This is a genomic window from Embleya sp. NPDC020886, assembly GCF_044333915.1.
GTDB lineage: Bacteria > Actinomycetota > Actinomycetes > Streptomycetales > Streptomycetaceae > Embleya.
The window spans coordinates 43622-68622 of sequence record NZ_JBIRRX010000016.1 but is presented as its reverse complement, the minus strand read 5'-3'; the positions used below and the strand labels follow the sequence as shown (position 1 = coordinate 68622).

Here is a 25001-nt window from a genome sequence, read left to right as displayed (position 1 = left end):
GGGCGTTGATTCGGCCGACCAAACGGGTTAACCGGGACATACGGGTGGGTTTTCCGAGTGTCACAGTGAATTTTGGGATTCCGCTGCTAACCTGACAGACAAAACTTAGGCCGGACCCCTCAAGGACGTCTTGAAGGTTCTGCCCGCTAGATCCTGGTTCGTTGCGCTTTCGGGCTTCCGACGGAAGTATCGAGCAGCTACCCCGGAGGTGCGTCGTCTTCCCTGTCAGGTGCAGCGGACGGCTCTGACAGGCCACCGGCAGAAACCCGGCTCCCGCAGGCGTTCGGTCGCTCTACTTCGAGAGGACGCACGATGGGTGCAGTTGTGGCGGTGGCCAGCCAGAAGGGGGGTCCCGGGAAGACGACGACGACGGTGAACCTCGCGAGCGCTCTGGCGATCAACGGCTTTCACGCTCTCGTGGTCGACCTGGAGCCCCAGGCCCAGGCCGGCGTCGCCCTCGGCGTGGTCCCGCAGCCCCAGCGCTCGGTCGGCTTCGCGCTGTACGCGCAGCTCAACGGCATGACGCCCGACGTGCCGGAGATGATCTTCGACCGCAGCGAGCTGCTCAAGTCCTTCGAGACCACCGGCAGCCTCAGCCTCTTCGGCTCGGTGCAAAGCACGATGGTCGACGCCGAGCGCAAGATCGCCGGGATGGACTTCTCCACCACCGGGATCCTGCGTCGCATCCTCGAACCGATCCGGCGCACTCCGACGATCATTCTGATCGACACCCCGCCCAGCGTCAGCGCCCTGTCCGCGGTCGCCCTCGCCGCCGCCGACTTCGTGGTCGCGGTGTGCGAACCGCTGTACGCGACCGTTCAGGGCGCCGCGGTGATCAAGGGCCTGACCGCGGCCACTTCCGAGCGCACCCTCGGCGAGTGCGAGCCGCGCTTCATCGGCACGGTCATCAACAAGGCCAATGCCCCGTCCCGCCGCACCAGCGAGGACGACCAGGTCGAGCAGCGGCTGGCCGACTACGGCCTCGACCCCTTCCAGACGCAGATCCGCCGGGACAGCCGGATCTCGCAGGCGTACGAGATCGGGCGCCCCGTCTGCATAGAGCAACCGAACATCGCCGCGAGCGTTGCCTACACCGAGCTGGCCATCGAACTGTTCGACCGTGTGAAGCAGGCAGCCTGATGACAGACGAGAAGCCCGCGCCCAAGTCCAGGGCCAAAGCGCGAAAGGCCCCTGCCGTCCAGTCGTCCGTCCTGGCCGCGGCGCTCCAGGACGCCATGAACGGCAGCTTCCTCAACTCGGGCACCGACTCGACGGCAGCGCTTCTGGCACAGATGGGCGGCGGCAACGGGTCCGCCGGTACCACCTCGGGGCCACCGTTCAAGAACGCGGCACCGGCCGTACCGGCACCCGTACCCGAGCCGACCCCGGAACCCGTACCGGAACCCGAGCCGGTCCACGCGGCGGCCGCACCCACCGCCGAGGAGACCCCGCTCCCGGCGGCCCCACGCGTCGAAGCGCCGCAGGCCCCCGAGGCGGCATCGCAGCCTGCCCGGGAACCGGCCCCCGCCCCACAGCAGATCGCGGAACCCACCCCGGAACCCACGCCGGAACCCACGCCGGAACCCACGCCGGCCGCCACCGCGCCGGCAACCCCGGAACCGGCGGCCCCGGCCCAGGCCCGAACCCACGAGCCGGCCCACACCCCGCGCCCCGAGCCGGCAGCCCACACCACCCCCGCCCCGGAGCCGACACCCGAGCCCACCCCGGCCCCCGCACCCACCCCCCAGCCCACCCAGGCCCAAAGCGAGCCCCAGCCCCCGGTCGCCGAGCCGCCGCCCCGTGCACCGGAGCCGGTCCAGGCCCCGGCGACCCAGCCCGCCAAGGCGTCGACGTCCGCGAAGCCCCCGGCCGCCCGCTCCTCCCGTCGCAGCACCCCCGCTCCGGCGCCCGCCACACCGGCCCCGGTCGCCACCGGCTCCACCGAAGGGCAGTCGGCACACGCGTCGTTGCTGGATAGCTTTCTCGACGCGCGGATAAACTCCAAGGGCTGGGAGACCTGGGGATTCCGGCTCCTGCCCGACGTCAAGGCACGCCTGGGCAAGCGGCTCACCGCCGACAAACGTTCGTCGCAGAACCGCCGGCTGGCCCTCGGCCACTACCTCAACGCGGCATTGCTCGAACTCCCGGACGACAACGACGAGCAGATCGAAATGATCCGCTCGTTCCTGCGTGCCAGGGGCGGGATCACCGACCCGAGCCAGTCCTCCAGCTACCGGGTCAGCCCGGCCGTGTACGAACTCGCGCGCGACCTGGACACCGAACTCACCGCGACCGAAAAGCGCGGCCTGGTCGTGTACCTGTTCTCGGCCGCCGTCGAACTGTTCCTCGAACGCCTCGACGCCGAGGGCGCCCTCGGCCGACCCGAGATCTTCTCGCCCCAGCAGTAATCCGCCGTCGGCGGGTGCGGAGGACACCCAGTCCCCCGTGCCTGCCGACGGCACTTTCATGCCGGGCGCCGGGAACTCCCCGATGGACCGACTCCCGCTGCGGGCCGCCGCCGGGATCGCCGAGCGAGCCGCCGAGCGGCCTCCTGACGGCACATCGACCCGCCGGCCACCCAACGAGACCCACCCACGCCGCCCAGGCGCTCAGAAGGCCGTCTGGAGCGTTCGAGGCGCCTCTTCCGCAGCCTCGGCGGCCAGTTCCCGGTCCTCGCGGCAGTCGGCGCAGACGCCGTCCGCCCGCAGCCCGCGAACCGCCCGATCGCAGTCCTCGCAGGTCCCGATCGGCACCGGCGCCCCCGTCGACCGGACCTCCGCCACCGGCGTCACCGCCGCGAGCGCCGCCGCCGTCTGCCGAGCCCGGTGCGCGGCCCGCCGTTCGGCCCCGAAACGCTCGTCCGCCTCGGCCCGCCGATCCTGGTCCCGCCGAGCGCAGTTGCGGCACGCGAACGGGTCCCCGGCCACACCCGCGTCGGAAGCGGCCACAGGCAGCCACAGGCGGCCGTCCTCGCAGTTCGGGTCCTCGCACCCCCGCCGGGCCAGTCCGCGGCCGCTCAGCCAGCCCACAGGGCTCCGGACGGCCCCGTCCCGGGTCCGCCAGCGGTCCGCCAGCCGGGCGAAGACCCTCTCCGCGTCGCCGACTTCCGCCACGGCCCGATCGACCAACCCGGCGGCCGCGATCCGCTGCCCGGTGCTCATCCCGGCCACCAGCGGCCCGATCCCGGCGAATGCCCTGGCCGCCGTCGCCGAGATGGTGGTCCGGTGATCCGGCATCGGGACCGGGCGCACTCGACGGGGTTCCGCCGCAGGCGTTCCGAACGCGGGTGCCGCCGCCGAAGCCGGTTGCGGGCTCGTCGCGGGCTCGTGCCCGTCTACCACGCAAGACGCCCTGCGGGCGGAACCCCCTCGGGAATCCGCGTTCATCCGTAGGTCAATCGGAGTGTCTTCCTTATACGTGACGGAGGTCCCAACCCCCTGCGGACCCGACGTCCATTGACCCTCCGCACCCAGGCTCCGACCTGCCGAAATGCCGTTCCGGACCGACTCGGACGAGTCCTCGACGGCAGCCTCCGAACCCGTCTTCGAGCCGGCCTCCGCAGGTGTCGCGGAAGTCACTCGAGACTCCCCCACCGGCACCGGGCGAGTCGCGGCCACATCCGTGGCGTCCGCGCCGACGGCGCCGACGGCGCCGCGCGCCGAGACACGAGCACCCACGACGACCCGCGCCCCATCGGTCGTCCAGTCGGTCGTGCGCTCGGGAGTCTCCGCACGTGTCACCGGCCGTGCCTCGACCAGCGTGATCTCCGCGATCTCCGTGACATTCCGAGCCTCCTCCTCGGGCGCCGCGGCGAAAATGTCGACGGGCTCGGTCGCCTCGGTGTCCACACCGGCGGTGGCGTCCGGCTCGTGGTCGTTCGGGTGCTCGAACGGTCGGAGCGGGATGAGCATGTTGCGGCCCTGCCACCCTTCCCGGCGGCCCACCTCGACCCAGCCCCAACGCTCCAGGTCGGAGACCACGCCGCGGGCGGCGCGCACGCTCACCGGCTCGCCGATCCGCCGGCCGGACTGGTGCCGGAGCATGTCGGCCAGCTCGGCATAGGTCAGGTGGTGGCCGCGGGCTCGGGCGTAACAGATGACCGCGTACGCCCGGGCATGCCGGTGCGGGACCGCGCCCAGGAGGGCGACGGGCACCATCACCCACGGCTCGCCCTTTTCCGGCGTACGCAACCGGCGGACCGCCGAAGTCCCGGTCCCGGAAGGCTTGGTGCGGCGTACGACGGTGAGTTCCTCACCTGCGGTGAGCTGCTTCTGCGCGGCGTACAGCGAGGACGGGGCCTTGAGTGCGACGCGGCCGTCGGGCTGGGTCACCGAGCGGACGGTCAGGCCCAGGTAGCGGGCGATGGTGGTCAGGTCGGCGATGCAGCCGGGCTGGTTGGGGCCGGCCGCCAGGTGGCCGACCTTGGCGGCGAAGACGAAGGCCAGGTCGCTGTACGCCTCGCCGGTCACCACCCGCAGCGGGACCTTGACCGAGGCCCGACGGACCGAGTCCGGCATGGTCGGATCGACGCCTCGGGCGCCGCCGACGCGAACTCGCGCCGCGCGCAAGGCGGCACGCACCCGAGCCTGCATCGTGAATCCAGAGGATTCGGGCACACTTGAAGAGGGCAAGGACCTGGCTGAAGACAGCACTGGGCCTGCCTCGGGGATCGCAGGTATGATCTGCTCCTGAAGCTGGTGAAGAGAAAGAGGTAAGGGCGACCCGACCGTTCGGCGCGTGGAAGTACCGGAACGGCTGGGTCTTACTGTTCGGTTGTGTAAGCGGCCGGCGGGCCTCCTTTCTCCGACGGCGCCCCTAGGGGCGCTGAGCTGCGAGCGAGTGGACTAGGGCTGGACTCCTAGGCCACTCGCTCTGCTTTTGCGGCCGTACTTCCGAGCGGCGGTCAGGCGGCACCGTGGCGTCGTCCGACCTGCTCCTGTTCGGCGGCGAGGGCCCGCAGAGCCTGCTGGGCCCACGCGCCGAGCGTGAGGTACTGGTAAGGCGTGTTTTCCTCGACGAACCGCAGCGCGAGCGCGGCGTGTTCGCTGGGTCGAACGGCCAGGTCGGCTCCCGAGGGATGCACGTAGAGGCCGGTCATCGGGTCGACATCGGCGAGATCGCCCACTCGTGAGTGCTCGATGGCCAGGTGTTCCCACAGGCGCAGGCGTTGTGGCGTGTTGCGCGCATAGTTCTCCCCCGGCCAGCTGATCCTTCGCAATGCCTCGAAGGTGAGCAGGGGCAGTACGTCGCTGGGCGAGAGCACCGTCGGGTGCAGCACGTTTCGGTCCCGTGCCTCGTAGCCCACCTTGCTGGGCAGACCCGCGATGGCCGCGAGCCTCGCCACGGTCCAACGCTCCCGGGAAGTGGCCATGACCGTCCTTTCGTGTCAACGACTGAACCCTATCGCTATCTCTGGCAAATAACTTCCTGTCAGGAGAGTCGGCGTGTCGCCCGTCGTTATGGGGTCATCACAAGAACAGCGCAAAAGCCCAGAAAGTAAGGCATTAGCGCCGTGTTCGATCTGCATGTTGGAAGATCCACCCGCACATCCATCCCCTGTCACGCATGAATACCCAGGCGCCGAGTGTGCGCTCCGTTGTTCGATCCAGTGCTTGAGCGAGCGTCGGATCCACCGTTCGGACCAGCGTTCGCCCCGCCGTTCCAGCGCGCCGACGCGCCGTCGTGCCACCCGCCGCGAGACCTACCGGCGGCTCCACCGCACGGGCCGCCGTTTCGCCCGTTGCTCCGACCGGCCACCCACGTCTCCGTGCATCCGTCGTCCGCGCCACACAGCCGCCCACACACCCGCACATACAGCCATGCGCTTTGACGAACGGGTTGGGACCCAGTTCGCCATGCAGAGTCCCGGACAGCACCACGCACAGATCGCCAAACAATCTCCCGTGCGGATCACCGCACAGCTCGCCATGCAAGTTGCAGGTCAACCGCCATTTGAAGGGCATTCACAGCCGATTCCGCAGGCGATCGAAAGACCGCTCCGATCGAGCCGATTCACCGGGCGCCGTCGGACCGTGCCGAGGATGAACGGCGCCGAATTGTCGGCACCGACGCGTTCCGGGCCCGTGCTCCGGGCCGCATCGACCGGTGCGGTAAATAAGGTGAAAGTGCCTGAAAAGCTTATGTATTGCGCTTTTCGCGAGATATGCCAGTGCGGCCGAAGGGCCGACGCTGGGCTCCGGGGGTGCGAGGGCCGGGGTCGCGGAGGGGTCGCGTGGCCAACCGAAGCGGAACGGTGATCGCACCCCGTGATCCGTCCGCCACGCTAAGTGGACCCCGGCGTCGGGAGGGAACACGCCGAATGCGATGCTCTGGGCAACCGCCCCGCTGGGTGGTTGTCGATGATCGGAGTGTTCATGACGACTGATGGAGCCGATTCCAGGCTGGTGTTGTGGGACATCGACCACACGCTGATCGACGGCGGGACGGTGGCCCGACGCGCGTATGCGGCGGCTTTTCGACAGGTGTCCGGGCGTTCGCTGGACAGTCCCTGGCAGTTCGACGGGCGTACCGAGTTGGCCATGGCGAGTGACGTGCTGCGCGCGCACGGACTGCCGCCGGAAGGGGGCATGCTGGAGGCGTTCCTGGACCTGATCGTTGCCGAACTCCAGGACCGCGAGGCCGAGTTGGCCGCAGAGGGTCGGGTCCTCGCCGGTGCTGCCGAGGCGCTCGTCGCGCTCGGTGCGACACCCGGGGTGTGCCAATCGGTGCTGACCGGCAATCTGTACACGCTCGCGATGTTGAAGATGCGGGTCTTCGGCCTCGCCGAGCACGTGGACTTCCGGATCGGGGCCTACGGCGAGGACGCCTACGAGCGGGTCGACCTGCCGGCCAGGGCCTTCGCGCGTACCGAGGAGCACCTCGGCCGGCGGCACGTCGGCGCGGACACCGTGATCGTCGGCGACACCCTGCGCGACGTCGCCACCGCCCAAGCCGTCGGCGCGTGGTCCGTCGCGGTGGCGACCGGGACGACGAGTGCGGCGGCGCTGACGGCGGCGGGCGCCGATGTGGTCCTGGCGGATCTGGCCGATACGGACGCGGTGCTCGGCGCGCTGCTGGGTCCGCCCCGGTGAGTGGGGGAGCGGGCGGGATCCACCGACGCGGGCCGACCGGCCGTCCGGTGCGGGTCGGTTCGCCCCGGCCGGTCGATCAGGCGCCGCGCATCGGCATCAGGAGGTAGCGATAGTCCGGGTCGTCGGGTTCGCCCGGCCCGGATGTGCGGTGGGGGAGGGTGGCGTCGGCTTCGGTGGGTGCGCCGTCGGTCAGGATGGTCGGCTTCGTCGGAGTGCTGAACAGCAGGCGTGCGGTCGGTGTGCGGAGCGCGGCCAGGCCGTCCAGGAGATGGGCCGGATTGAAGGCGACCCTGGTCGGCTCGCCGGTCAGGGCGACCGGCAGCGTCGCGCCCGCCTCGGCCTCGTCGGAGCTGCCGGCCTCGACCCGCAGCGACTCCCGCCCGAAGGACAACCGGACCGGGGCGTTGCGGGTGACCACCGGCGACACCCGCCGAAGGGCCTCGATCAGCGCGGCGGTCTCGATCGTTGCGACGGCGGTGGTCTCGTTGTCGAACAGCCAGTCGTAGCGCGGGAATTCGTGATCGAGCAGCCGCGTCGTCGCCTGTCGCCCGCTGCCCGCCAGGCCGAGCAGGCCGCGGCGGCCCGGCTCCGGGCCGAGTGCCAGGTGCAGGTCTGTGTCGATCCCGGAGTGTTTCGTCAGCTCGGCCAACATCCGGGCCGGCACCAGGGCCGTCCGGGCCGGATCCTCGGTAGCCGGCCGCCAGGGCAACCTACGGACCGCCAGCCGATATCGATCGGTGGCGGCCAGGACCAGTGCGTCGTGCGCCAGATGCAACCGGATCGCGGTGAGCACGGGCAGGCTTTCGTCCCGCGCCGCGGCGATCGCGACCTGCGCGACGGCCTGGGCGAACGCCGCCGCGTCCACGGTGCCGGTGCTCTCCGGGAGCAACGGCGTGGCCGGGTAGTCGGCGAGGGCCGGCAGCGGCAGCGCGAAGTAGGCCCCGGCGCAGGTCACCCGGGCCCGGGCCGGGTCCACGGTGAGGTCGACCGGTTGGTCGCGGGGGAGTGCCCGGGCGATGTCCGCGAGCAGTCGACCCGGGACCAGGATCTCGCCGACCCGGGTGACCTCGGCGGCGACCTCGATGCCGGCCGATATCTCGTAGTTGTACGCGGAGATGGCCAGGGTGCCGTCGGCCGCCTTGAGCCGGAACGCGGCGAGAGCGGGGACGATCGGCCGCGCGGGCAGTGCGCGCACGGCCCAGCCGATGCCCTCGACGAGGCGGTCGCGGGTTATCCGTACCTTCACAGGGGCCCTTTCCGAGCACTCGACGAGGGAGGGGGAGTGGAGGGGGAGTGGAGGGAAGTGCGTGCGGGTCGCTGAGTATTCGAATCCTTGTTCGATTACCGGGAAAACGAGACTAGCCGGGCGCTCGGACAGTGCCCGGTGAACGAATCCCGGGCGGATGTCATCGCAGGCCGGCCGCCGGGACCGGCGGCCGAGCGACGATCCGGATCCCGGGCGAAACGACATTCCGAGCCGGACGACGCGCGAGTCGGCGCGGTGGCATCATGCCGACGTGGCCACCGACATGGCCTTCTTCCTCGTCCCCGCCGACAACGCTGCGGCAGCGACGAGGGCGGGGCGGCGTCTTTGCTCTTCCGCGCAGATTGATCGCGCGCTCGCCAACGCCGACCTCGGCGCGCTGCGTGAGTTCGCCGCTCGCTGGACCGAGCGGCTCAGGAGCGTGGGCGGAGACGACCTGACCGACGACGCGCTGACGATCCTTCGGGGGTTGCCCGACTTGCCGCCCTTGCCGTCGACAACAACGGCGCCCTGTACTGCCCACTACTGATACGCGCCGGGGCGGACTTCTCCCTATCCAACGAACTTTCGTCGCGCCGCACCAAGGCTGCTCACGTTTCGACGACACATGCTCGGCGTCCTGAGCCCGACGTCCGGGCTCGGTGGCGGCTACCTGGTCGTGTGGTAGACGTACGCCGCCAGGCCGCCGAAGACAATGAGGGAGATCAGCCGGGACTTCACGCGTTGGGCGCGGGTGAGTGGGGCGCTCGGGGGTGCGTAGATCGGGCCGCCGTCACCGCCCTGCTCGCCGGATCCGCCGCAGCTCGGGCACGGCTGCATCATCTGCATTCGGCCGGATCCGCCGCATCCGGAGCAGGACCAGTTGCTGTCCGAGCCCATGCCGTTCTGGCCGGATCCGCCGCAGCCGTTGCAGATCTGGTCCATCGGGATCCAGCGTTGCCCGGAACAACCCCCGCAGTACCCCACCCTGTGCCTCCCGTGACGATCCCCCGCACCCTGGATCCAGAGCCTGTACGACGACCGCTTGCTGGTCAACGAACGGAACGTTGGAGTTTGGTGTGAATTTCGCGGCCACATGAGGTGCCCGGGTCGCCCCCGTGTCGTTTTCCGGCGCGGGTCAGGCCGTACCGGCCAGGTGCGCTGCGGATCTCCGGACCTCGGCGATGGTGTCGGCCAGGTGCGGGTGGGTGAGGCGGCCCGCCCGCTTGAGGGTCCGGCCGGCCACCAGGACGGTGTCGACGTTGCCCGGGTGGGCCGAGGCCACCACGGCACCGGCGATGTCGTGTGCCGCGCCGACCAGGTTGATCGCGTTTGCGCGCAGCAGGATCAGGTCGGCCTGTTTGCCCACGGCCAGTGACCCGATGCGATCGGCCAGGCCCAGTGCGGTGGCGCCCCCGATGGTCGCCATGCGCAACACGTCGGCCGCGAACAACCGTGGGCCGTTCGCGAGTTGGCTGGTCAGCAGGGCCGCGCGCAGCAGCGAGAACATGTCGCCCGGACCGCTGGTGACCACGTCGACGCCGAGCCCGGTGACCAGCCCCGCGGCGCGGGCGCGGTTGATCATCGGTGCGCCGTGCCCCATCTGCGCCTCGATGTGCGGTGCGATCGAGAGCGTGCCGCCGGAGTCGGCGATCATCGCGAGTTCGTCGTCGGGGAGCGAGTTGCCGTGGATGTAGAGCGTGCGCGCGTTCAACAGGCCGCGATCGCGCAGGGCTTCGATGGGGCGCTGCGCGACCGGGCCGCTGCCGACGTGTACGGCCAGTGGGATGTCGAGGTCGGCGGCCAGGCGCCAGTCCTGTTCGACCAGTTCGATCGGGGTGTACGAGGGGCCGCCGGGGGCGAGTGCCAGGGTGACCGGGTCGTCGTCGCCGGGGAACAGGCGGTCGCGCAGGTCGCGGACGAGGCGAGGGTCGCGGGCGGCGGGGTCGAACGGCGGGTGGCCGTAGCCGAACACGGCCCGGATGCCGGCCGCGCGCAGTCCGTGTACCGCCGCGTCGCCGTGTTCGGCGCGGTGCTGGACGTGGGAGAAGTCGTGCACCGTGGTGATGCCGGCGTCCAGGCATTCGAGCGCGCCGGCGAGGTTGCCGGTGTACACGTCCTCGGGGCGCATCGCGGGGGAGAGCCGGCCGAGTACCCGGCCGAGGTAGTCGCCGAGGTCGCTGTCGACGGCCACCGCGCGCAGTACCGACTGCCAGACGTGGCGATGGGTGTCGACGAATCCGGGCAGCACGATCCGGTCCCGGGCGTCGACGACTTCGGCTCCCTCGGCGGACAGGGACGGGCCGACGGCGACGATCGTGCCGTGCTCGATCAGGACGTCGGTGTCGGGCCGGGCGGTGACGTGCGGGTCGGTGTCGACGACCGTGCCGCCGCGCAGGAGCAGCCGGGTGGGGGAGGGCGAGGTGGCAAGAGGCGCGGCGGGCGTGGGTCGAGTGGGCATCGGGGCCTCCGACAGAGTGATGTTCACCTGAAAGCTTTTTAGAAAGCTATCAGGTGTGTGTAATACGCTGTCAAGATGACCGCTCCACAGGACCGCGCGAGCACACTCGTCAACGCGTGGCAGACCGAACTGCCCGACGTGCTGGACGCGACGACGGAACTGAGCAAGCGGATCATGTTGCTCGCCGCCGACCTGGACGAGGCCACGCGCCGTGAGTTGCCGGAATTCGGCCTCACCCCGGCCCAGTTCGGCGTACTGGTCGCGCTGCGTCGGGCCGGCGCGCCCTATCGGCTCAAGCCCACCGAACTCAGCCGCGCGTTGTTGTTGTCCTCGGGCGGTACCAGCAACATCACCAATCACCTGGTCGCCGAGGGCCTCGCCGAGCGCCTCCCGGACCAGGGCGACGGTCGGGGCACGTTGATCAGCCTGACCGCGCGCGGGGTGCAGGTCGCGGAGGACGCGGTCCGCGCCAACGCCGCCGCGCACGCCGAGGTCTGGCGGGGCGCGCCTGCGGCGGCGATCGAGGCGGCGACCCTCGCCCTGCGCGAGATCGCCGCCGCGACCGAGAACCCCCGACCCCGGCGCTCGGCGCGCGGGGGCGGGTGAGGGACGGGTCGGTCGGGCCGGTGCCCGCGCGGGACGCGCGGGTTGCCCGAGGCGATGGACTTCGCCGGCTCGATCAGAACGGTGCCGGTGGGTGCTGCGGCTTGGCCGGCGGTTGGCGCGGGACCGGCGGCGCCGAGTGGTCCTCGGCCGGCCGCCCGTGGTCGGGAGGCGCCGGGTGGGACTGCCACGTCGGGAAGGCGGTGGGTGCGGGCTGTACCGGGGGCGCTGTATATGGGGGGTACGGGCGGTACATCGGCTGCATCGTGTACATCGGGTGCACCATCGGCTGCATGGGCGCCATCGGGTGCAGGCCGGCCGCCGCGTGGAAGGCGCGCTCGTACTCGGACTGGAACGTGGTGATCCGGGCCACCACCGCGATGGCCAGGCCGGCGGCGGCGATCAGGAGCAGGAAGGCCCAGCCCGCGGCGGTGTCGGCGGTGCGATACGACTCGTGGTACGTGGTCCAACCGTCGCTGCCGATCGAGTCGTTGCCGCCGTCCGACTCGCGACCGGTCACGCCGAGGACGATCACGATGTTCGCGGCGACGTAGGTCGACCACCAGGTCCACAGCAGCGGATGCCGGCCCGGGGTGAGGCCGCCGCGCAGGGGTGCCCGGGGGTCGCTGGCCTTCCAGATGTCGTGCGCGATCAGCAGTGGGAAGCACAGGTTGACCACGGGGCAGAACCAACCGCCGATCGCCCAGCCGCTGGAGAAGTGTTGCGGGGACGGCGGCAACACCTCGACATTGCACCGGGCGCGGTGGAACCAGATCACGAACACGACCATGGTCGCGACGATGGCCAGACTCGCCAGGCCCCACCACACGGCGATGGATCGGTTCGCCGCGTCGGGGTCGGCGGTCAACCACCCGCCGTGCAGGGTCTGGTCGACCAGATTTGCCCGGTGGAACAGGGCGATCGCCGCGAGCAGGGACAGTACGGCGGTGGCACCGAGCAGGATGTACAACGCGGTGGCCAGTCCGCGCAGGGACCGAAAGACCGGTGCGTACCAGCCCATCGGCGGCGCCGGGGCGGGGCCGAAGCGGGCGAAGCGCGCGTCCGTGGACGTCGACGTCGACGTCGCGTCGGCGGGCGGGGCGTATTCCTGGTGACCGCAGTTGGTACAGCGATCCGGCAGCGTCGATCGGGCGCCGCAGCTTGGGCACAACACGAGTTCGGATCATCCCCCGTCGATGGTCGGCATCGGCCATGCGAGTGGATGGGGCGGCGAGGCCACGGTGGGCGGCCGGCCTCGCGTACCCCACATGGCGTAACCGGCATCATGCCGTGCGCACCGCCACACGTCACGCGCGAGACGCCGACGAACACGTGCCGTCACCGGGCGGGCCGCCGCACCCCGAGCCCGCTCCGGCCCGCGCTGTGCCCGGTCCTCGGCCCCCGAGTCCGGCCGACTCCCGTGCCACGACGGCCTCGAAGCCATGGGGTGGGCGGCCGAGGAGGCGCTGCACGGTATCCGTGGTGCGGTCCTCGGCGTCTTCGGCGATGGCCTGGTCCAGGTCGACGAGCGTGGCGGCGAACTCGGCGGGGACCTCGGTGGTCAGGCGTCGGTACATCTGCTCGCGGGTCGATCGGCGATGCACGACGCCGCTACGACCGCCGGCACCACACCCTGCGCACCGCGCTGGACGGGATCCCCGGGCTCGTCAACCCCGACTTCACCGCCCACGCCCTGCTCGCCGCGACCCGCGCCGACCCGGTCGAATACCTGGTCACCCGCCGCCACGCGACCCGCGAACAACTTCGCGCCGACCTGACGAGCCACTGCGCCCGAATCCTCGACTCCCCGACACCGCAACCCTGACCCCGGATCACCGGAGCGGCTCGCTCGGGCCGGGGCGGGGCACGCGGTACGGGGGTGTCGGCGGACCAGGGCACGGCCGCCGAAGGGGTTGCCGGGTGCGGCTGTGGGTCAGGCCGTGCCGGACCGGGCGAGGCGGAATCCGACGTCGTCGACCCGGTAGGTCGGGTGGCTGCGGCGGCGGGCGGAGGCCCGGCAACTCCAGTGTTCGTCGAACCAGCCGCCGCCGCGCAGCACCCGGTAGCTCCCGTAGACTTCGGCGTCGTAGACGTCCCAGCACCAGTCCCACACATTGCCGAGCATGTCGTACAGGCCCCATGCGTTGGGCTGCTTGCCACCCACCGGGTGGATCCGCTCGTCCGAGTTCGCGCGATACCACGCGATGTCGTCCAGCGGCCCGTAGTGCGCTCCCGCCGTACCGGCTCGGCAGGCATGCTCCCACTCGGCCTCGGTCGGCAGCCGATATCCGTCGGCCGACGCATCCCATTCGACCTGCCGGCCGTCGCCGCGGTCGGCACCGGCGTCGTCGCCGGCTTCGAAGCGGTAGGCCGGTGTGCATCCGTCCCGTCGGGACAGGGCGTTGCAGAACCGCGCCGCGTCCCACCAGGACACGCCCTCGACCGGGAGCCGATCGCCGTGCGGGCCGCTCGGGCGCAGTCCGGTGACCTCCGCGTACAGCGCCTGGGTGACCGGGACCGACGCGAGTCGGTAGGGGGCGAGTTCGACCGACCAACTGCGCCGAGTCCGTCGGTCGGCCAGGGTCACCTGTCCGGCCGGGACGGCGACCATCGCAAAACCCGCGTCCGTGCTCATGATCAGGCGATCCTACGACACCGGGTCCGCGGGAACGGCCGCCCGACGAGCACCCGTTGCCGAATCAGCCCAGGTCCAGCCTGTCGATCAGGCCGGCCGCGGTGAAGGCGGCGACCAGGGCGGTGCGGCCCTCGGTGAAGTGGCCCCAGCTGTCGAAGTGCACCGGGACCACGCGGCGTGCGCCGAGGATGGCGGCGGCCTCGGCGGCCTGGGCGCTGTCGAGGGTGAGCAGCGCGCCGTCGAAGAGTGGGGTGCGGGCCGCGCCGGCGAACAGGACCGCGGTGTCGACCGGGCCGACCTGCGCGGCGATCTTCTCGACCACGGCCAGCGAGGCGTTGTCGCCGCTGACGTAGACCGTGGGCAGGTCGGACGCGGTCAGTACGAAGCCGACGACCTCGCCCGTGACCGGTTCGCAGCCCTCCGGGCCGTGCTGGGCCGGAGTGGCCGTCACGGTGACGGTGCCGCCGTCGGGGCGGGGCAGGTCCACCGACTCCCAGGGGGCCAACCCCCGGGCGGTGCCGCCGAGTCGGCCGGCGCCGCTGAGGGTGGTGAGGACCAGCGGGATGCCGGCGAGGAGGGCCCGACCGGAGTGGTCGAGGTTGTCCGGGTGTTCGTCGTGCGAGAGCAGGACCGCGTCGATGGGGCCGAGTTCGGCCGGGTCGATGGCCGCGGGAGCGGTCTTGACCAGGGCGCGGGCGCCGATCGGGTATTCGCCCGGCGCGTCGAAGGTGGGATCGGTGAGGAACCGGAGGCCGCCGAACTCGATCAGGGCGGAGGGGCCACCGAAGACGCGGATGTCGATCTGCTCAGGGGTCGTGCTGCTGCTGCCGGTCACTGCACACCTCACGGGTAAAGGTTGTGTTTGCCGTGAGAAAAGCTAGCGGATTCTCACGGAGAACGGCAAGCCTTAACATGAGAGCCATGAAGGAGAACGTGTCGGGCGCACTCGCTCACCCCGCGCCTGTCGTCCCTCCGCCCGCACCCGGGGCGGACCGCTACCTCGCCCTGGACCTGGCCAATACCGACCTCGCGCTGCCCGGCGGTCAGGAGGTCGACCTGCTGGGCTCGCCGGCGTCCGCGAAGGCATGGCTGGTCGAGCGCGAACTCGCGCCGCCGGACACCCGGTTGTACGACCTGTGCGCGGGCCGACTACGCGCCGTCCGCGACGTGGTGCGGGTACTGCTCGCATCGCGGATCGCCGATGCCCCCGCGCCGGACGCAGCGGTACAGGCCATCAACGACGCGCTCACCAGCGCACCGTCGGCCGCACTCCTGCACTGGGACGAGGTCCGAGGCCCCTACCGGGCCCAGGCACACCCCACCGACCGGATCGTCAACCACGCCATCGCGATCCTGGCCGCCGACGCCGCCGACCTGATCACCGGCGCGGACGCCGAACGCCTGGCCCCCTGCGGCGCCCCCTCCTGCCGGCGCTTCCTCGTCCGCACCCACGCCTCCCGGCAGTGGTGCTCGACCCGCTGCGGCGACCGAGTGCGCGCGGCCCGCGCCTACGCACGGCGAACGCAACCGAAGGCACCCGCGGACTGAGACCACGCCTCGTCCCGGGCGGACCGCCGAGGGCGGAGGCGTTTCGGGGCGCGCCGAAACTCAGTCGTCGGTCGTCGCGCCGGCGGGGCGCGCCGTGCGGCCGAGGAGTCGGTCGGTCAGTCGTACCAGGTCCGGGAGTCGCAGGATCTCGCCGTTCGAACCGGGCAGCGGTACGTGCAGGCGGTCGGTCCAGCGGGTGGGGATGCCGGCCCGGCCGTATCGGGCGCCGGCCAGGGCGCCGGTCACCGCGGCGACGGTGTCGGTGTCGCCGCCGAGGTCGATCGCGGCCCGCACGGCGTCCTCGTACGTGGACGTGGTGCGCAGCGCCCAGACCGCCGAGCCGAGGCAGGGCCAGACGGCTCCGTTGAACTCGGTCGCGTCGGTGGGGTGCCAGGCCGGATCCAGCACGGTGGCGTAGCGCTCGCGGTGCCCGGGGTGCACCTCGGCGAGCGTCTGCGCAAGCGCGGCCAAGGGGTCGTCGCCGGTCAACGTCACCCGCAGCAACTCGTGGAAGATCGCGGTGCCTTCCCACGCGGCCCGGTCGCCATGGGTGAGCGCGGCGATCCGATGCGCGGCGGCCATGGTGGCGGCGCGGCCGTCGGGCGCGAAGTACACGGCGGGGGTGGTGGCGCGCATCAGGGATCCGTTGCCGGCCGCGCGCCCGGTGGTCTGGAAGTGCACACCGGCCGCGAGGTCCCAGGGCAGGTGGTTGGTCAGCACGTCCTCGGTCTGCAGGCCGATGTCCTTGGGCTCGGATCGGGCCCAACGTTGGAACCGGGCGAACATGTCGGGCAGGTCCAAGCCGCCGGCCTCCAGCAGCGAGTACGCCACGTGCACGGCCATCTGGGTATCGTCCGTCGCCTCGCCGGCGTCCCACCCACCGCCGCCGCACATCTCGTTCGCATAGGGCTTCTCGGCTCGCGAACTCCCGGGCGGCGCCGGGGGGAACCGGGTACCGAAGGCGCCGGCCGGCCCGAACTCGAACGGCGCGCCCAACGCGTCCCCGACGGCCGAGCCGACGACGGCACCGACGGCACGCTCCCTGATGTCCATCCAGGCAGCGTAGAGACCGGGTGTCGCACCCGGCCCACCCGCCGGAGCGGGTGGGACGCTATGGCCGATCGGCCGGCCCGGGGCCGTCGCGCAACACCTGGTAGGTCGGCCCCAGGCGGGTGTGGATTCGGGTGAGGTGGCTCGGGGTGGGGTCGATCAGGTAGCGGTGGGTGGCCTCGGTCAGCAGCGGTAGGTCGACGGAACTGTCGCTGTAGGCATGGGTGATGGGGTCGGTGAGGCCGGCCGCGCGGATGCGGGCGACCTTGCGCGGGCCCCGGCAGGCGGGGAGCGTGCGCATGCCGGTGCGGCTCGGGGCGAGGCGCGAGGCGATCACCTGCACCGGAGCGAGCCCGAGCTCCCGACAGATGGCGCCGGCCAGGGGATCCGCGCACGAGGTCGCGATCACCACCCGGTCCCCGGCGGCGAGATGGGCCCGGGCTCGGGCGAGGGTGATCGTGATCCGATTGCCCTCGACCGCGCGCACGGCCGCGAAGTCGTGGGCCAGCTCCTCGAATCGAGCCGCGGGCAGGCCGATCGTGGCGAGCCGGAGGACGAGGGCGAGGGCGTGCCGACGGGTCGCGTGCACGGCGTACATCGGGCCGATGATCGGCAGGCACAGTGCCACCGCCACCAGGCGCCAGCGGGCGCGGCGCAGCAGTACCCGGGTGCAGTGGCCGAACGAATCGCCTCGGACGAGGGTGCCGTCCAAATCGAAGACGGCGAGCGGGCGCGGGTCGGTCGGCGGGTGGCTCAACGGTGTGGCTCCTTGCCTGCGGGCGACGGAATCGACGGTGGCGACCGAGGATGTCCTACCCGGCGCAGGGGGCGCACCCTCATGCGCCGAACCCCGCCTCCTCGCCCCCTCGTTCCCCACCCACCCGACCCCGCAGGTCAGCTGCTCGGGGCCGGCTGCTCGGTCAGGAACTCGCCCGCCGGCGGCGCCAGCAGCCCCACATTCGGGTTGTGGCTGAGCTTGGCGATCTCCACGAGTCGGGCGTTCGGGAGCACCGCGGTCGCGGCGCGGGCCGCGGTGCGCAGCAGTGCGTCGCTGCGCCCACCGGACAGCACCAGCACCGGCATGTCCACCCCGGCCCAGTCGGCCGGGTTCAGCGGCTCGCCGCGCATGTACTCGCCCATCACCGCCCAGTCGTGCCCGGTCGAGCCGGCCACCGCCTTGAGCTTGGACCACATCGGGGTGAGCCGCATCAGGCCCACGAACGGGGCCGGGATGCCGATCGCCTTGGTCATGAAGTACTGCACGGTCTTGGCGGGCCGGTCGGCGGCGATCAGCTCGTGCAGCGTCGCGGTCAGGTCCGGCGGCGGTACGTGGCGGGTGCGGTCGACGACGAACGGTGGCTCGAAGGCGACCACCCGGCTGATCCCGACAACCTGCCCGGAGGCGGCGGCCCGCAGCGCCAGTCCGGCGCCGGAGGACCAGCCGAACAGCGCCGCCGACCCGCCCTCGGCGGCGATCACCGCGGCCACGTCCTCGATCTCGCGCGCCACGTCGTAGCGGCCGGGGGTGTCACCGCTGTCGCCCCGCCCGCGTCGGTCGTAGTTCACCGCGGTCAACCCGTAGGCGTCGGCGAGCAGTTCGGCCAGCTCCACCATCTTCGGGAACTTCCGGTAGCTGAACGCGCCGCCGACGAGGATCACCGTCCCGCGGCTCTCGCCCGCCGGCTCGTACCGGTCGTAGACGATGTCGGTGCCATCGGTGGACGTGACGGTGTGCGTTGTGCTCATGAGTGCTCCCATGCCCTTGCGAGTCCGTGCGCCGGTGCCGCTCGCCGTTGTCGTTCCTCGCGAACGGTTGTGCTCTGTATGACCGGGCCCGGTCCGCAAACTCATCGCTTCGTCGGCATCCGTTTTCGCGGGCGCACCCACGGCGTGCTCGGCGTCCCGATGCCCGCCGCGGTCGCCGTCGTGGCGACCACCGGACCGGGGGAGACCTCGCTCACGTGGGGACGATCGCTCGGGGTGCCCGCGGGCGCGTCGACGTCAGTACGGCAGGTAGTAGCTCAGGAGGTCGGCGGTCAGTGCCGGAAAGAGGGCCTGGAACAGGGCCTCTTCGGAGGTGTAGACGTCGGGGCGGACCCGGGTCAGGCCCTCGACGCCCAAGGGGCCGAAGAACAGGGCGGGCAGTTGGTCGGGGGCCACGCCGATGCCGTTCGCGGCTCCGGGAGACTGCATCGCGCCGCCGGTGACGACGCCGCCGAGGCCGCCGGCCCGGACCGGGATCCGGTAGTGGGCGCCGAACGTGGAGATCACGATGTCGCGGTCGGTGTGGTCGATGCCCGCCGCGTCGAGCCGCTGCCGGAACAGTGGCCGCAGGCGGTCGAGCAGGACGGCGACATCCGGGAGGCGGACGTAGTACTGCTCCGCCTGCGTGCGGGGTTCGTGGTCGACGAACTCCCGCCAGGCGTCGGCGGTGACGGTGCCGGCGCGATGCACGACGCGCAGCGTGCCGTCGGTGCCTTCGGGACGCAGGGCGGCGACGGCGCGGAGCAGGTCCCGGGCTGCCCGCTCGTCGTGTGCCGCCGCCTCGGCCAGGAGCACGTCGCCGTCCTCGTCGGGAGGCGTGGTGCGTGCGGTGGCGACGATGGTGCCGGCCCGTTCGAGCACCCGCAGCGTGCTCGCGTCGTGCGCCGACAACCAGCGCCAACACGCCGCCGAGTGCGGCATGGCCACGTCGAACCGGCTTTGGGCGGCGTCCTGGAGGGCGGCCATGGCCGGGAAGTCGGCGGGGCGGGCGATGCGGAGGACGGGCGCGGTTTCCCCGAGGTGCCCGGCGCCATCGGTGGGTTCGGCCGGCGGCGTGCTGTGCACGGTCGGCGCCGGTGGGATGTCGATGGCGTACTCGTAGCCGAACAGCCGGTAGAAGTACGGGATGCCGATCATCACCTGGACCACGTGACCGCGCGCGGCGGAGCGTTCATGCGCCCACCGCATGAGTGCCCGTACCAGGCCGCGACCCTCGAACTCGGGGTCGGTGGCGACCAGTTCGACCTGGCCGGCGGGCAGGCGCAGGTCGCCGACGCGCAGTTCCTCGTCCAGCAGTGTCGCGGTGGAGACGACCCGGTCGCCGTGGACGACCACGGCGCACGCGGCCGGGCCGGCGTCGGGGTCGGTGACGACGAGTCGATGGTCGAGGGCGTCGCCCGCGTCGCCGCGTTCGGCGAGCAGCGCGCCGATCCGGTCGAGGTCCGAGGGCCGGGCCTGGCGCAGTACGAGGCCGTCGGCCAGGGGGATCGGTGCGGTGGAAGGCGTGGGGGCGGTCACGGCCGGACTATGCCATCCGTCGGGTTGCCGCGTCCATCGATTTCCGGCTCCCCGGGGAGCGTCGGGTCGGGGATCCGCGACGGGATCCCCGACCCGATCTCCGTCGTGACCGGAGCGGGAGCGGACCTCATCGGGCCCGTCGCTCAGTACGCGACCGTGAAGCGGGCGCGGTGGTGGCGCGGCTGCTCCGCCTCGTCGATCAGGGCGACCGCGAGGTCCTCCATGGAGATCGCCGAGACGCCGTCGGGGTCGACGAGGAGTTCGTCGGTACCGAGCCGGAAGCTGCCGGTGCGGGTGCCGGGCTCCAGGTTGGCGGGCGGGCTCAGGTAGGTCCAGTCGACCTCGGTGTCGGTCCGGAAGACGTCGAGCTGGGCGTTGCAGGCCAGGGCGATGCCGCGCCACGCGGTGGGCACGAACCGCGGGTCGTCCACGGCCATCGTGTCGCCGGTGCCGGGCACGGTCAGGCTGCCCGCGCCGCCGACGGTCAGCAGGCGTACGCCCGTGCCGGCGAGCCCGGCCAGCAGTGCCTCGGCGGTGTCGGCCAGCGCCCGTTCGTTGCCGTGCGCCGGTCGGGTGGCGCTGATCACCAGGTCCCGGCCGGTGCTCAGGGCGGCCACGTCCTCGATCCGGGCGGCGTCGCCGACGCGGGCCTCGGCCTCGGGGTGCAACTCGGGGAAGCGGGCCGCGTCGCGGACCACGGCGGTGACCTCGTGGCCTCGGGACAGTGCCTCGGAGACGACTCGGCTGCCCACGTTTCCGGCTGCTCCGAACACGGTGATGCGCATGGTGGTGTGCCCCTCTCGGGTGGTCTCGCTGCGTGGGTGAATGCCTCGACCGGGCTGCCGACCGAGTGGTTGATCTCTTAGTGCTAAGAGAAAGATACCTCAACGCTAAGATAGTTGGGAAGAGGGAGGCGGCCCGGATCGCCGCATCGACTCGGCTAACCTGACGCCGTGGCAGATCACGTCGACCTTGTGCTGGAGCAATGGGGTACGCAGCGCCCCGACCTGGACGCGTCGCCGATGGCGGTCCTCGCCCGGCTGTCCCGCGCCGCCCGCCTGGTCAGTGCCGAACTGGCCCGCACCTTCGGCGAACACGGGCTCGACGCCTCGTCGTTCGACGTACTCGCCACGCTGCGCCGGCATCCGCCCCCGCACCGGCTGAGCCCCACCGAGCTGATGCGGGCGTCGATGGTCACCTCGGGCGCCATCACCCAGCGCCTGGATCGACTGGAGGCGCGCGGCCTGGTCTCCCGGAGCACCAGTGCGTCCGACGGCCGCAGCGTGCTGGTTGCGCTCACCGACCAGGGCCGCGAACTGATCGACGTGGTGCTGCCCGCGCACCTGGCCACCGAGCGCCGGGTGCTCGCCGCGCTGGGTCCCCGGCAGCGGGCCGCGCTCGCCGACGGGCTGCGCACCCTGCTGGAATCCCTGGGCGACGCGACGGATTGACGAGCCGGTACGCGGGGCGGCCGACCCGCGCGGGCCGCATCCGGATCGAGAATGGAACGGCCCTCGAACGGATAGCAGTACGCGCATGGTTCTTCACACGCGTTCCGTGCAGGTCGCCGCGTCCACCGACCGGGTGTACATGCTCCTGTCCGACCTGGACAAGCTTCCCGAATACTTCCCTCCGGTGACCGCCGTCCGGGCCGGCTCGGGCCGCGCGGTGGTGGTGACCGCCGGCGAGTCGGCGCAGTCCGTCGCGGCCGAGGTCGAGCTGGATCGGGACGGTCCCGGCACCCGGATCGAATGGGTCGTGCGCGGCACCCCGTACACCGGCATCGTGATCGTCCAGGACGGCCCGAGCGATGTGGACAGCATCGTCACCGTCATGGTCGACGACGGCCGGGATCCGGACGACTACGGCGCGGTCGAGCGCGAGCGGGTGCACGACGCGGGCCAGTTCGGCGGCAGCGAGGGCCGCGAGGCACTGCCCGTGGACGCGCTGACCCGACACCGCGAGGCGGGTACCGATGCCGACCTGGCCGTCGGCGACATCCTCGAACGCGGCCTCGACCACCTCCGCGCCTATGTCGCGTCCGGCGGTGGACGTCAGGGCTGAAATCCGGCCCACGCACCCACCCCGGGCTACCCGCCCCCGCCCACGCACCCCGATCGACCCGCCGCCCGCCGGCCGTCGCTCGGGGTGCGCTCATGTTCCGGCCCGGCTGCGGGGGTCCCGGCGCCCCTGTCTCGGCGACCGGGTCTTGACGAACCCTTGACACCTCCTGCCCACGGGCTTAATTTTCTCTCACTCTGAAATATTTTCACTCTGAGAGGTGAACATGGCGGAGACGGCCGATGCCCGATGGGCCAACCGCTCCAGCCTGCTCGCGGTGCTGTTGGCCGGTGGGCAGCACAGTCGCGCGGGTCTCACCCAGCAGACCGGGCTCAGCGCGGCCACCGTCTCGCGCGTGGTCGAGGGCCTGCTCGACGAGGGCCTGGTCCGCGAGGGCGCCGTGCTCCAGACCGGCCGGCGTGGGCGGCAGGGGGTGGTGATCGAGGTGGCGGCCGAGCGTGGGATCGCGGTCGGCGTCGACCTCGGCGGCACCACCTGCCGGTTCCTGGCCACCGACCTGCTGGGCCACGCGCCGCGCTACCGCGAGGAGCCCACACCCCGACACCTGGCGGCCGACGACCTCGCGGACTGGCTCGCCGAGCGGGTCCGCGCGCTCTACGCCGACTCGGCCGCGCCCGACGTGCTGCGGGCGGGCGTGATAGGTCTGCCCGGCGCGGTCGCGGCCGACGGATTGGGCGTGCGCGGCGCGACCAACCTCCCGCAGATCGAAGGCGACCTGTTCACCCGCCGGGTGCGCCGCGCGCTGGAGGGCACCGTCGCGTTCGGCAACGACGCCGATCTGGCCCTGGAGGGCGAACTGCGACACGGCGCCGCCCGGACCGCCGAGACCGCCGTGATGTTCACCGTCGGCGCCGGCTTCGGTGCCGGTGTCGCCGTGGACCGGCACATCCGGGGCGGCCCGACCGGTCTGGTCGGCGAGTTCGGCTTCCTGCCGGTGGACTCCGACGACCACACCGTGGAGGAACTGGTCGGCGCCGAGGGCCTGATGCGGGCCGCTCGGGACGCGGGGATCGAAGTGGTCACCGCAGCCGACCTGTTCGTCGACTCCTCGCCGGCGGCCCGGGCCGTGATCGACCGGTTCGAACGCGCGCTCGGCGTGGCGTTGATCGCGGTGACGATCGCCTACGAACCCGAACTGGTCGTGCTCGGCGGCCGGGTCTCGGCCTCGATCGATGCGGCGATGACCACCCGGCTGCGCGAGCGGGTACGCCGACGATTGCCCGCGTGCCCCGAGCTCGTGCACTCCGAACTGGCCGACCTCGCGGGCGCGTTGGGCGCGGTGTCGCGCGGACTGACCGCCCTGCGGGTCCGCTTCGACGTGGCGCCGGACGCGGCGGCGGCGGTCCGGGCCGACCTGGAGCTGTCCGCGCTGCTCGCCCCGGCCGCGCACTGACACCGGGCCGCGCCCACCCACAGACACAAGGCACACCGCGCCGCCGCGGCCGGCGGCCCGCGCACCCTCAGGGGTCCGTCCCACCCCACCGAACCGCCTGGAGTACCACCCATGTCCACCCCACTGCCGTCGAAAGGCGGGTCCCTGCGCCGGAACACGTTGTCCGTGTTCGGTGCCGTCGCCATGTGCATGGCCTTCATGGGCCCCGCGACCAGCGTCGCGTTCAACACGCCGCCCGCCGCGGCGGGAGCGGGCTACGCGCTGCCGCTGGCCATCGTGTTGGCCATGGTGGCCAGCCTTCTGGTCGCCAACACCATCGCCGCGTTCGCCCGCAAGCTGCCGGCGGCGGGTTTCGCGTACACCTACAACAGCCACGGCTTCGGCAAGTCCGGCGGCTTCCTCTCCGGGTGGCTGCTGCTGCTCACCTACGGCATGGTCGGGCCGATGTTGTTCGCCGCGCTCGGCGGATACAGCCACGACTTCCTGGACAGTCAGTTCGACATCCGGGTGCCGTGGCAGGTGATGTCGCTCGCGTTCGCGGCCGTGGTGTGGGGCGTCAACTCGCTCGGCGTCTCCAGTTCGGCCAAGACCGCGTTGATCTTCCTGGTCCTGGAGGTCGGCGTACTGCTCGGGCTGGCCGGGGTGATCCTCGGCGACGGGGGCGACTCGGGGCTGTCGCCGGCGCCGTTCGATCCGGCGAACTCGATCGACGGGTTCAGCGGCCTGGGTACCGGCATGTTGTGGGGCATCCTGATGTTCATCGGCTTCGAGTCGGTGGCCACCCTGGGTGAGGAGGCGCGCGGTGCCAAGCGCAGCATCCCGCTCGCGCTGTTCACCGCGGTCGCGGTGATCGGCACCTTCTACGTGCTGATGGCGTACTCCACCTCGATCGGCTTCGGCTCCGCGCACGGTTCCCAACTCGCCGGGGACGCCGCGCCGTTGACCACCCTGGTGGATCGCTACTGGGGTGTCACCTGGGTCCTCGCACTGACCGTGATCGTCAGCCAGTTCGCCAACGTGGTCTCCGGTTCGAACGCGGCCGTGCGGGTGTTGTTCTCGATGGGCCGCGAGGGCGTGCTCCCGCGCTTTCTGGGCCGCACCAACGAACGCCACGTGCCGCAGTCGGCGATCACCGCCTACCTGGGCTTCTCGCTCGTCTTCGCGCTGGTGCTGGGCAGCGGCTTCGGCGGTGACCTGGGGCCGCTGGGCGTCTACGGGTTCGCGGGTACCATCCTCGGGCTCGGGATGGTGATCATCTACATCCTGATGAGTGTCGCGGTGATCCGGTTCTACCTGCGCGAGCACCGCGCCGAGTTCTCCGTGCTGCGGCACGGGATCCTGCCGGGCGCGACCGTGCTGCTGATGCTGTTGCCGATATACGGCCAGCTGTGGCCGGTGCCCGATCATCCGAACAACCTCGTGCCGTACGTGATCGTCGGCTGGATGGTGCTGGGCACCGCGTATCTGGTCTGGGCGCACCGCTCGCGTCCGCAGGTGCTGGCCGCGATGGGTCGGGTGTTCGAGGACGAATCGGAACCGGGCCAGGCGGGTGAGCCGGCCGCCGGGTCGGGGGAGGGGGCGATACCCGTGCCGCTCGGCCGGACCTGATCCGG

The 25001-nt window shown here is 71.8% G+C and carries 23 protein-coding genes; 10 read left to right on the top strand and 13 right to left on the bottom strand.

The features are described from left to right. Nucleotides 1-312: 312 nt before the first annotated feature. Both ACH4U8_RS37770 and ACH4U8_RS37765 read left to right on the top strand, forming a co-directional pair. Nucleotides 313-1140: a ParA family protein gene (locus ACH4U8_RS37770; RefSeq protein ID WP_079026817.1), complete on the top strand. Its 828-nt coding sequence runs from the start codon at nucleotides 313-315 to the stop codon at nucleotides 1138-1140. Next, nucleotides 1140-2408 (top strand): hypothetical protein, encoded by a 1269-nt coding sequence (locus tag ACH4U8_RS37765; RefSeq protein ID WP_395782706.1) that lies wholly within the window; start codon nucleotides 1140-1142, stop codon nucleotides 2406-2408. Before ACH4U8_RS37770 ends, ACH4U8_RS37765 begins: the two co-directional genes overlap by 1 nt. 201 nt (nucleotides 2409-2609) lie before the next feature. Here ACH4U8_RS37765 and ACH4U8_RS37760 read toward each other — a convergent pair whose 3' ends face one another. Further along, complete coding sequence (locus ACH4U8_RS37760) at nucleotides 2610-4517, bottom strand: hypothetical protein (RefSeq protein WP_395782705.1); 1908 nt, start codon at nucleotides 4515-4517, stop codon at nucleotides 2610-2612. A gap of 386 nt (nucleotides 4518-4903) precedes the next feature. Next, the gene (locus ACH4U8_RS37755) at nucleotides 4904-5371 is read right to left on the bottom strand and encodes a hypothetical protein (RefSeq protein WP_020554288.1); all 468 of its coding nucleotides are present in this window, start codon (nucleotides 5369-5371) and stop codon (nucleotides 4904-4906) included. Nucleotides 5372-6374: 1003 nt separating this feature from the next. Here ACH4U8_RS37755 and ACH4U8_RS37750 point away from each other — a divergent pair. Then, entirely contained in the window at nucleotides 6375-7091 is a 717-nt protein-coding gene (locus ACH4U8_RS37750; RefSeq protein ID WP_395782704.1) for an HAD family hydrolase, read from the top strand. Nucleotides 7092-7167: 76 nt separating this feature from the next. Here ACH4U8_RS37750 and dnaN read toward each other — a convergent pair whose 3' ends face one another. Then, a complete protein-coding gene (gene dnaN, locus ACH4U8_RS37745) occupies nucleotides 7168-8337 on the bottom strand; it encodes a DNA polymerase III subunit beta (protein WP_395782703.1) in 1170 nt (389 codons plus the stop codon). 271 nt (nucleotides 8338-8608) lie between these two features. On the opposite strand from dnaN, the gene ACH4U8_RS37740 reads away from it, so the two are divergent. Next, nucleotides 8609-8884, top strand: coding sequence for a hypothetical protein (locus ACH4U8_RS37740; RefSeq protein ID WP_395782702.1), 276 nt, complete (start codon nucleotides 8609-8611; stop codon nucleotides 8882-8884). Nucleotides 8885-9003: 119 nt separating this feature from the next. Here the strand turns inward: ACH4U8_RS37740 and ACH4U8_RS37735 are convergent, their stop codons facing one another. Beyond that, complete coding sequence (locus ACH4U8_RS37735; protein ID WP_395782701.1) at nucleotides 9004-9279, bottom strand: hypothetical protein; 276 nt, start codon at nucleotides 9277-9279, stop codon at nucleotides 9004-9006. A 193-nt stretch (nucleotides 9280-9472) separates the two neighbouring features. Continuing rightward, on the bottom strand, nucleotides 9473-10795 hold the full coding sequence (locus ACH4U8_RS37730; protein ID WP_395782700.1) for an amidohydrolase family protein: 1323 nt from the start codon (nucleotides 10793-10795) through the stop codon (nucleotides 9473-9475). Between the two features lie 75 nt (nucleotides 10796-10870). Between ACH4U8_RS37730 and ACH4U8_RS37725 the strand changes: the two genes are divergently transcribed. Then, nucleotides 10871-11401, top strand: coding sequence for a MarR family winged helix-turn-helix transcriptional regulator (locus ACH4U8_RS37725; RefSeq protein ID WP_395782699.1), 531 nt, complete (start codon nucleotides 10871-10873; stop codon nucleotides 11399-11401). A gap of 73 nt (nucleotides 11402-11474) precedes the next feature. Here ACH4U8_RS37725 and ACH4U8_RS37720 read toward each other — a convergent pair whose 3' ends face one another. From ACH4U8_RS37720 to ACH4U8_RS37710, 3 genes are all read right to left on the bottom strand, one after another. After that, nucleotides 11475-12572: a DUF4328 domain-containing protein gene (locus ACH4U8_RS37720; protein WP_395782698.1), complete on the bottom strand. Its 1098-nt coding sequence runs from the start codon at nucleotides 12570-12572 to the stop codon at nucleotides 11475-11477. Nucleotides 12573-13331: 759 nt separating this feature from the next. Next, entirely contained in the window at nucleotides 13332-14033 is a 702-nt protein-coding gene (locus ACH4U8_RS37715; protein WP_395782697.1) for a formylglycine-generating enzyme family protein, read from the bottom strand. Nucleotides 14034-14097: 64 nt separating this feature from the next. Next, nucleotides 14098-14868, bottom strand: a complete 771-nt coding sequence (locus tag ACH4U8_RS37710; protein WP_379991008.1) for an MBL fold metallo-hydrolase — start codon at nucleotides 14866-14868, stop codon at nucleotides 14098-14100. Nucleotides 14869-14954: 86 nt separating this feature from the next. Here ACH4U8_RS37710 and ACH4U8_RS37705 point away from each other — a divergent pair, with 86 nt between their 5' ends. Next, nucleotides 14955-15581 (top strand): ABATE domain-containing protein, encoded by a 627-nt coding sequence (locus tag ACH4U8_RS37705; RefSeq protein WP_360319207.1) that lies wholly within the window; start codon nucleotides 14955-14957, stop codon nucleotides 15579-15581. A gap of 60 nt (nucleotides 15582-15641) precedes the next feature. Here the strand turns inward: ACH4U8_RS37705 and ACH4U8_RS37700 are convergent, their stop codons facing one another. From ACH4U8_RS37700 to ACH4U8_RS37680, 5 genes are all read right to left on the bottom strand, one after another. Continuing rightward, complete coding sequence (locus tag ACH4U8_RS37700) at nucleotides 15642-16634, bottom strand: ADP-ribosylglycohydrolase family protein (protein ID WP_395782696.1); 993 nt, start codon at nucleotides 16632-16634, stop codon at nucleotides 15642-15644. 58 nt (nucleotides 16635-16692) lie between these two features. Further along, nucleotides 16693-17388: a haloacid dehalogenase-like hydrolase gene (locus ACH4U8_RS37695; RefSeq protein WP_395782695.1), complete on the bottom strand. Its 696-nt coding sequence runs from the start codon at nucleotides 17386-17388 to the stop codon at nucleotides 16693-16695. A 137-nt stretch (nucleotides 17389-17525) separates the two neighbouring features. Continuing rightward, nucleotides 17526-18377 (bottom strand): alpha/beta fold hydrolase, encoded by an 852-nt coding sequence (locus ACH4U8_RS37690; protein WP_395782694.1) that lies wholly within the window; start codon nucleotides 18375-18377, stop codon nucleotides 17526-17528. Nucleotides 18378-18632: 255 nt separating this feature from the next. Then, nucleotides 18633-19913, bottom strand: a complete 1281-nt coding sequence (locus tag ACH4U8_RS37685; RefSeq protein WP_395782693.1) for a GNAT family N-acetyltransferase — start codon at nucleotides 19911-19913, stop codon at nucleotides 18633-18635. A 143-nt stretch (nucleotides 19914-20056) separates the two neighbouring features. Continuing rightward, complete coding sequence (locus ACH4U8_RS37680; RefSeq protein WP_395782692.1) at nucleotides 20057-20698, bottom strand: NAD(P)-dependent oxidoreductase; 642 nt, start codon at nucleotides 20696-20698, stop codon at nucleotides 20057-20059. Between the two features lie 168 nt (nucleotides 20699-20866). Here ACH4U8_RS37680 and ACH4U8_RS37675 point away from each other — a divergent pair, with 168 nt between their 5' ends. From ACH4U8_RS37675 to ACH4U8_RS37660, 4 genes are all read left to right on the top strand, one after another. Further along, nucleotides 20867-21364, top strand: a complete 498-nt coding sequence (locus tag ACH4U8_RS37675) for a MarR family transcriptional regulator (RefSeq protein WP_360319219.1) — start codon at nucleotides 20867-20869, stop codon at nucleotides 21362-21364. 85 nt (nucleotides 21365-21449) lie between these two features. Further along, on the top strand, nucleotides 21450-21977 hold the full coding sequence (locus tag ACH4U8_RS37670; RefSeq protein ID WP_379991002.1) for an SRPBCC family protein: 528 nt from the start codon (nucleotides 21450-21452) through the stop codon (nucleotides 21975-21977). A 223-nt stretch (nucleotides 21978-22200) separates the two neighbouring features. Beyond that, nucleotides 22201-23388 (top strand): ROK family transcriptional regulator, encoded by a 1188-nt coding sequence (locus tag ACH4U8_RS37665; protein WP_395782691.1) that lies wholly within the window; start codon nucleotides 22201-22203, stop codon nucleotides 23386-23388. A gap of 111 nt (nucleotides 23389-23499) precedes the next feature. Next, complete coding sequence (locus ACH4U8_RS37660; RefSeq protein ID WP_395782690.1) at nucleotides 23500-24996, top strand: APC family permease; 1497 nt, start codon at nucleotides 23500-23502, stop codon at nucleotides 24994-24996. The last annotated feature ends 5 nt before the right edge of the window (nucleotides 24997-25001 follow it).

Excerpts from the sequence above, each read along its gene's own strand:
- ACH4U8_RS37765 (WP_395782706.1), top strand. The coding sequence starts at position 1,140 with ATGACAGACGAGAAGCCCGCGCCCAAGTCCAGGGCCAAAGCGCGAAAG.
- ACH4U8_RS37670 (WP_379991002.1), top strand. The coding sequence starts at position 21,450 with ATGGTTCTTCACACGCGTTCCGTGCAGGTCGCCGCGTCCACCGACCGG.
- ACH4U8_RS37660 (WP_395782690.1), top strand. The coding sequence starts at position 23,500 with ATGTCCACCCCACTGCCGTCGAAAGGCGGGTCCCTGCGCCGGAACACG.
- ACH4U8_RS37705 (WP_360319207.1), top strand. The coding sequence starts at position 14,955 with ATGAAGGAGAACGTGTCGGGCGCACTCGCTCACCCCGCGCCTGTCGTC.
- ACH4U8_RS37700 (WP_395782696.1), bottom strand. The coding sequence starts at position 16,634 with ATGGACATCAGGGAGCGTGCCGTCGGTGCCGTCGTCGGCTCGGCCGTC.
- ACH4U8_RS37680 (WP_395782692.1), bottom strand. The coding sequence starts at position 20,698 with ATGCGCATCACCGTGTTCGGAGCAGCCGGAAACGTGGGCAGCCGAGTC.
- ACH4U8_RS37755 (WP_020554288.1), bottom strand. The coding sequence starts at position 5,371 with ATGGCCACTTCCCGGGAGCGTTGGACCGTGGCGAGGCTCGCGGCCATC.
- ACH4U8_RS37725 (WP_395782699.1), top strand. The coding sequence starts at position 10,871 with ATGACCGCTCCACAGGACCGCGCGAGCACACTCGTCAACGCGTGGCAG.
- ACH4U8_RS37760 (WP_395782705.1), bottom strand. The coding sequence starts at position 4,517 with ATGCCGGACTCGGTCCGTCGGGCCTCGGTCAAGGTCCCGCTGCGGGTG.
- ACH4U8_RS37665 (WP_395782691.1), top strand. The coding sequence starts at position 22,201 with ATGGCGGAGACGGCCGATGCCCGATGGGCCAACCGCTCCAGCCTGCTC.
- ACH4U8_RS37690 (WP_395782694.1), bottom strand. The coding sequence starts at position 18,377 with ATGAGCACAACGCACACCGTCACGTCCACCGATGGCACCGACATCGTC.
- ACH4U8_RS37750 (WP_395782704.1), top strand. The coding sequence starts at position 6,375 with ATGACGACTGATGGAGCCGATTCCAGGCTGGTGTTGTGGGACATCGAC.
- ACH4U8_RS37730 (WP_395782700.1), bottom strand. The coding sequence starts at position 10,795 with ATGCCCACTCGACCCACGCCCGCCGCGCCTCTTGCCACCTCGCCCTCC.
- ACH4U8_RS37735 (WP_395782701.1), bottom strand. The coding sequence starts at position 9,279 with ATGGACCAGATCTGCAACGGCTGCGGCGGATCCGGCCAGAACGGCATG.
- ACH4U8_RS37770 (WP_079026817.1), top strand. The coding sequence starts at position 313 with ATGGGTGCAGTTGTGGCGGTGGCCAGCCAGAAGGGGGGTCCCGGGAAG.
- ACH4U8_RS37715 (WP_395782697.1), bottom strand. The coding sequence starts at position 14,033 with ATGAGCACGGACGCGGGTTTTGCGATGGTCGCCGTCCCGGCCGGACAG.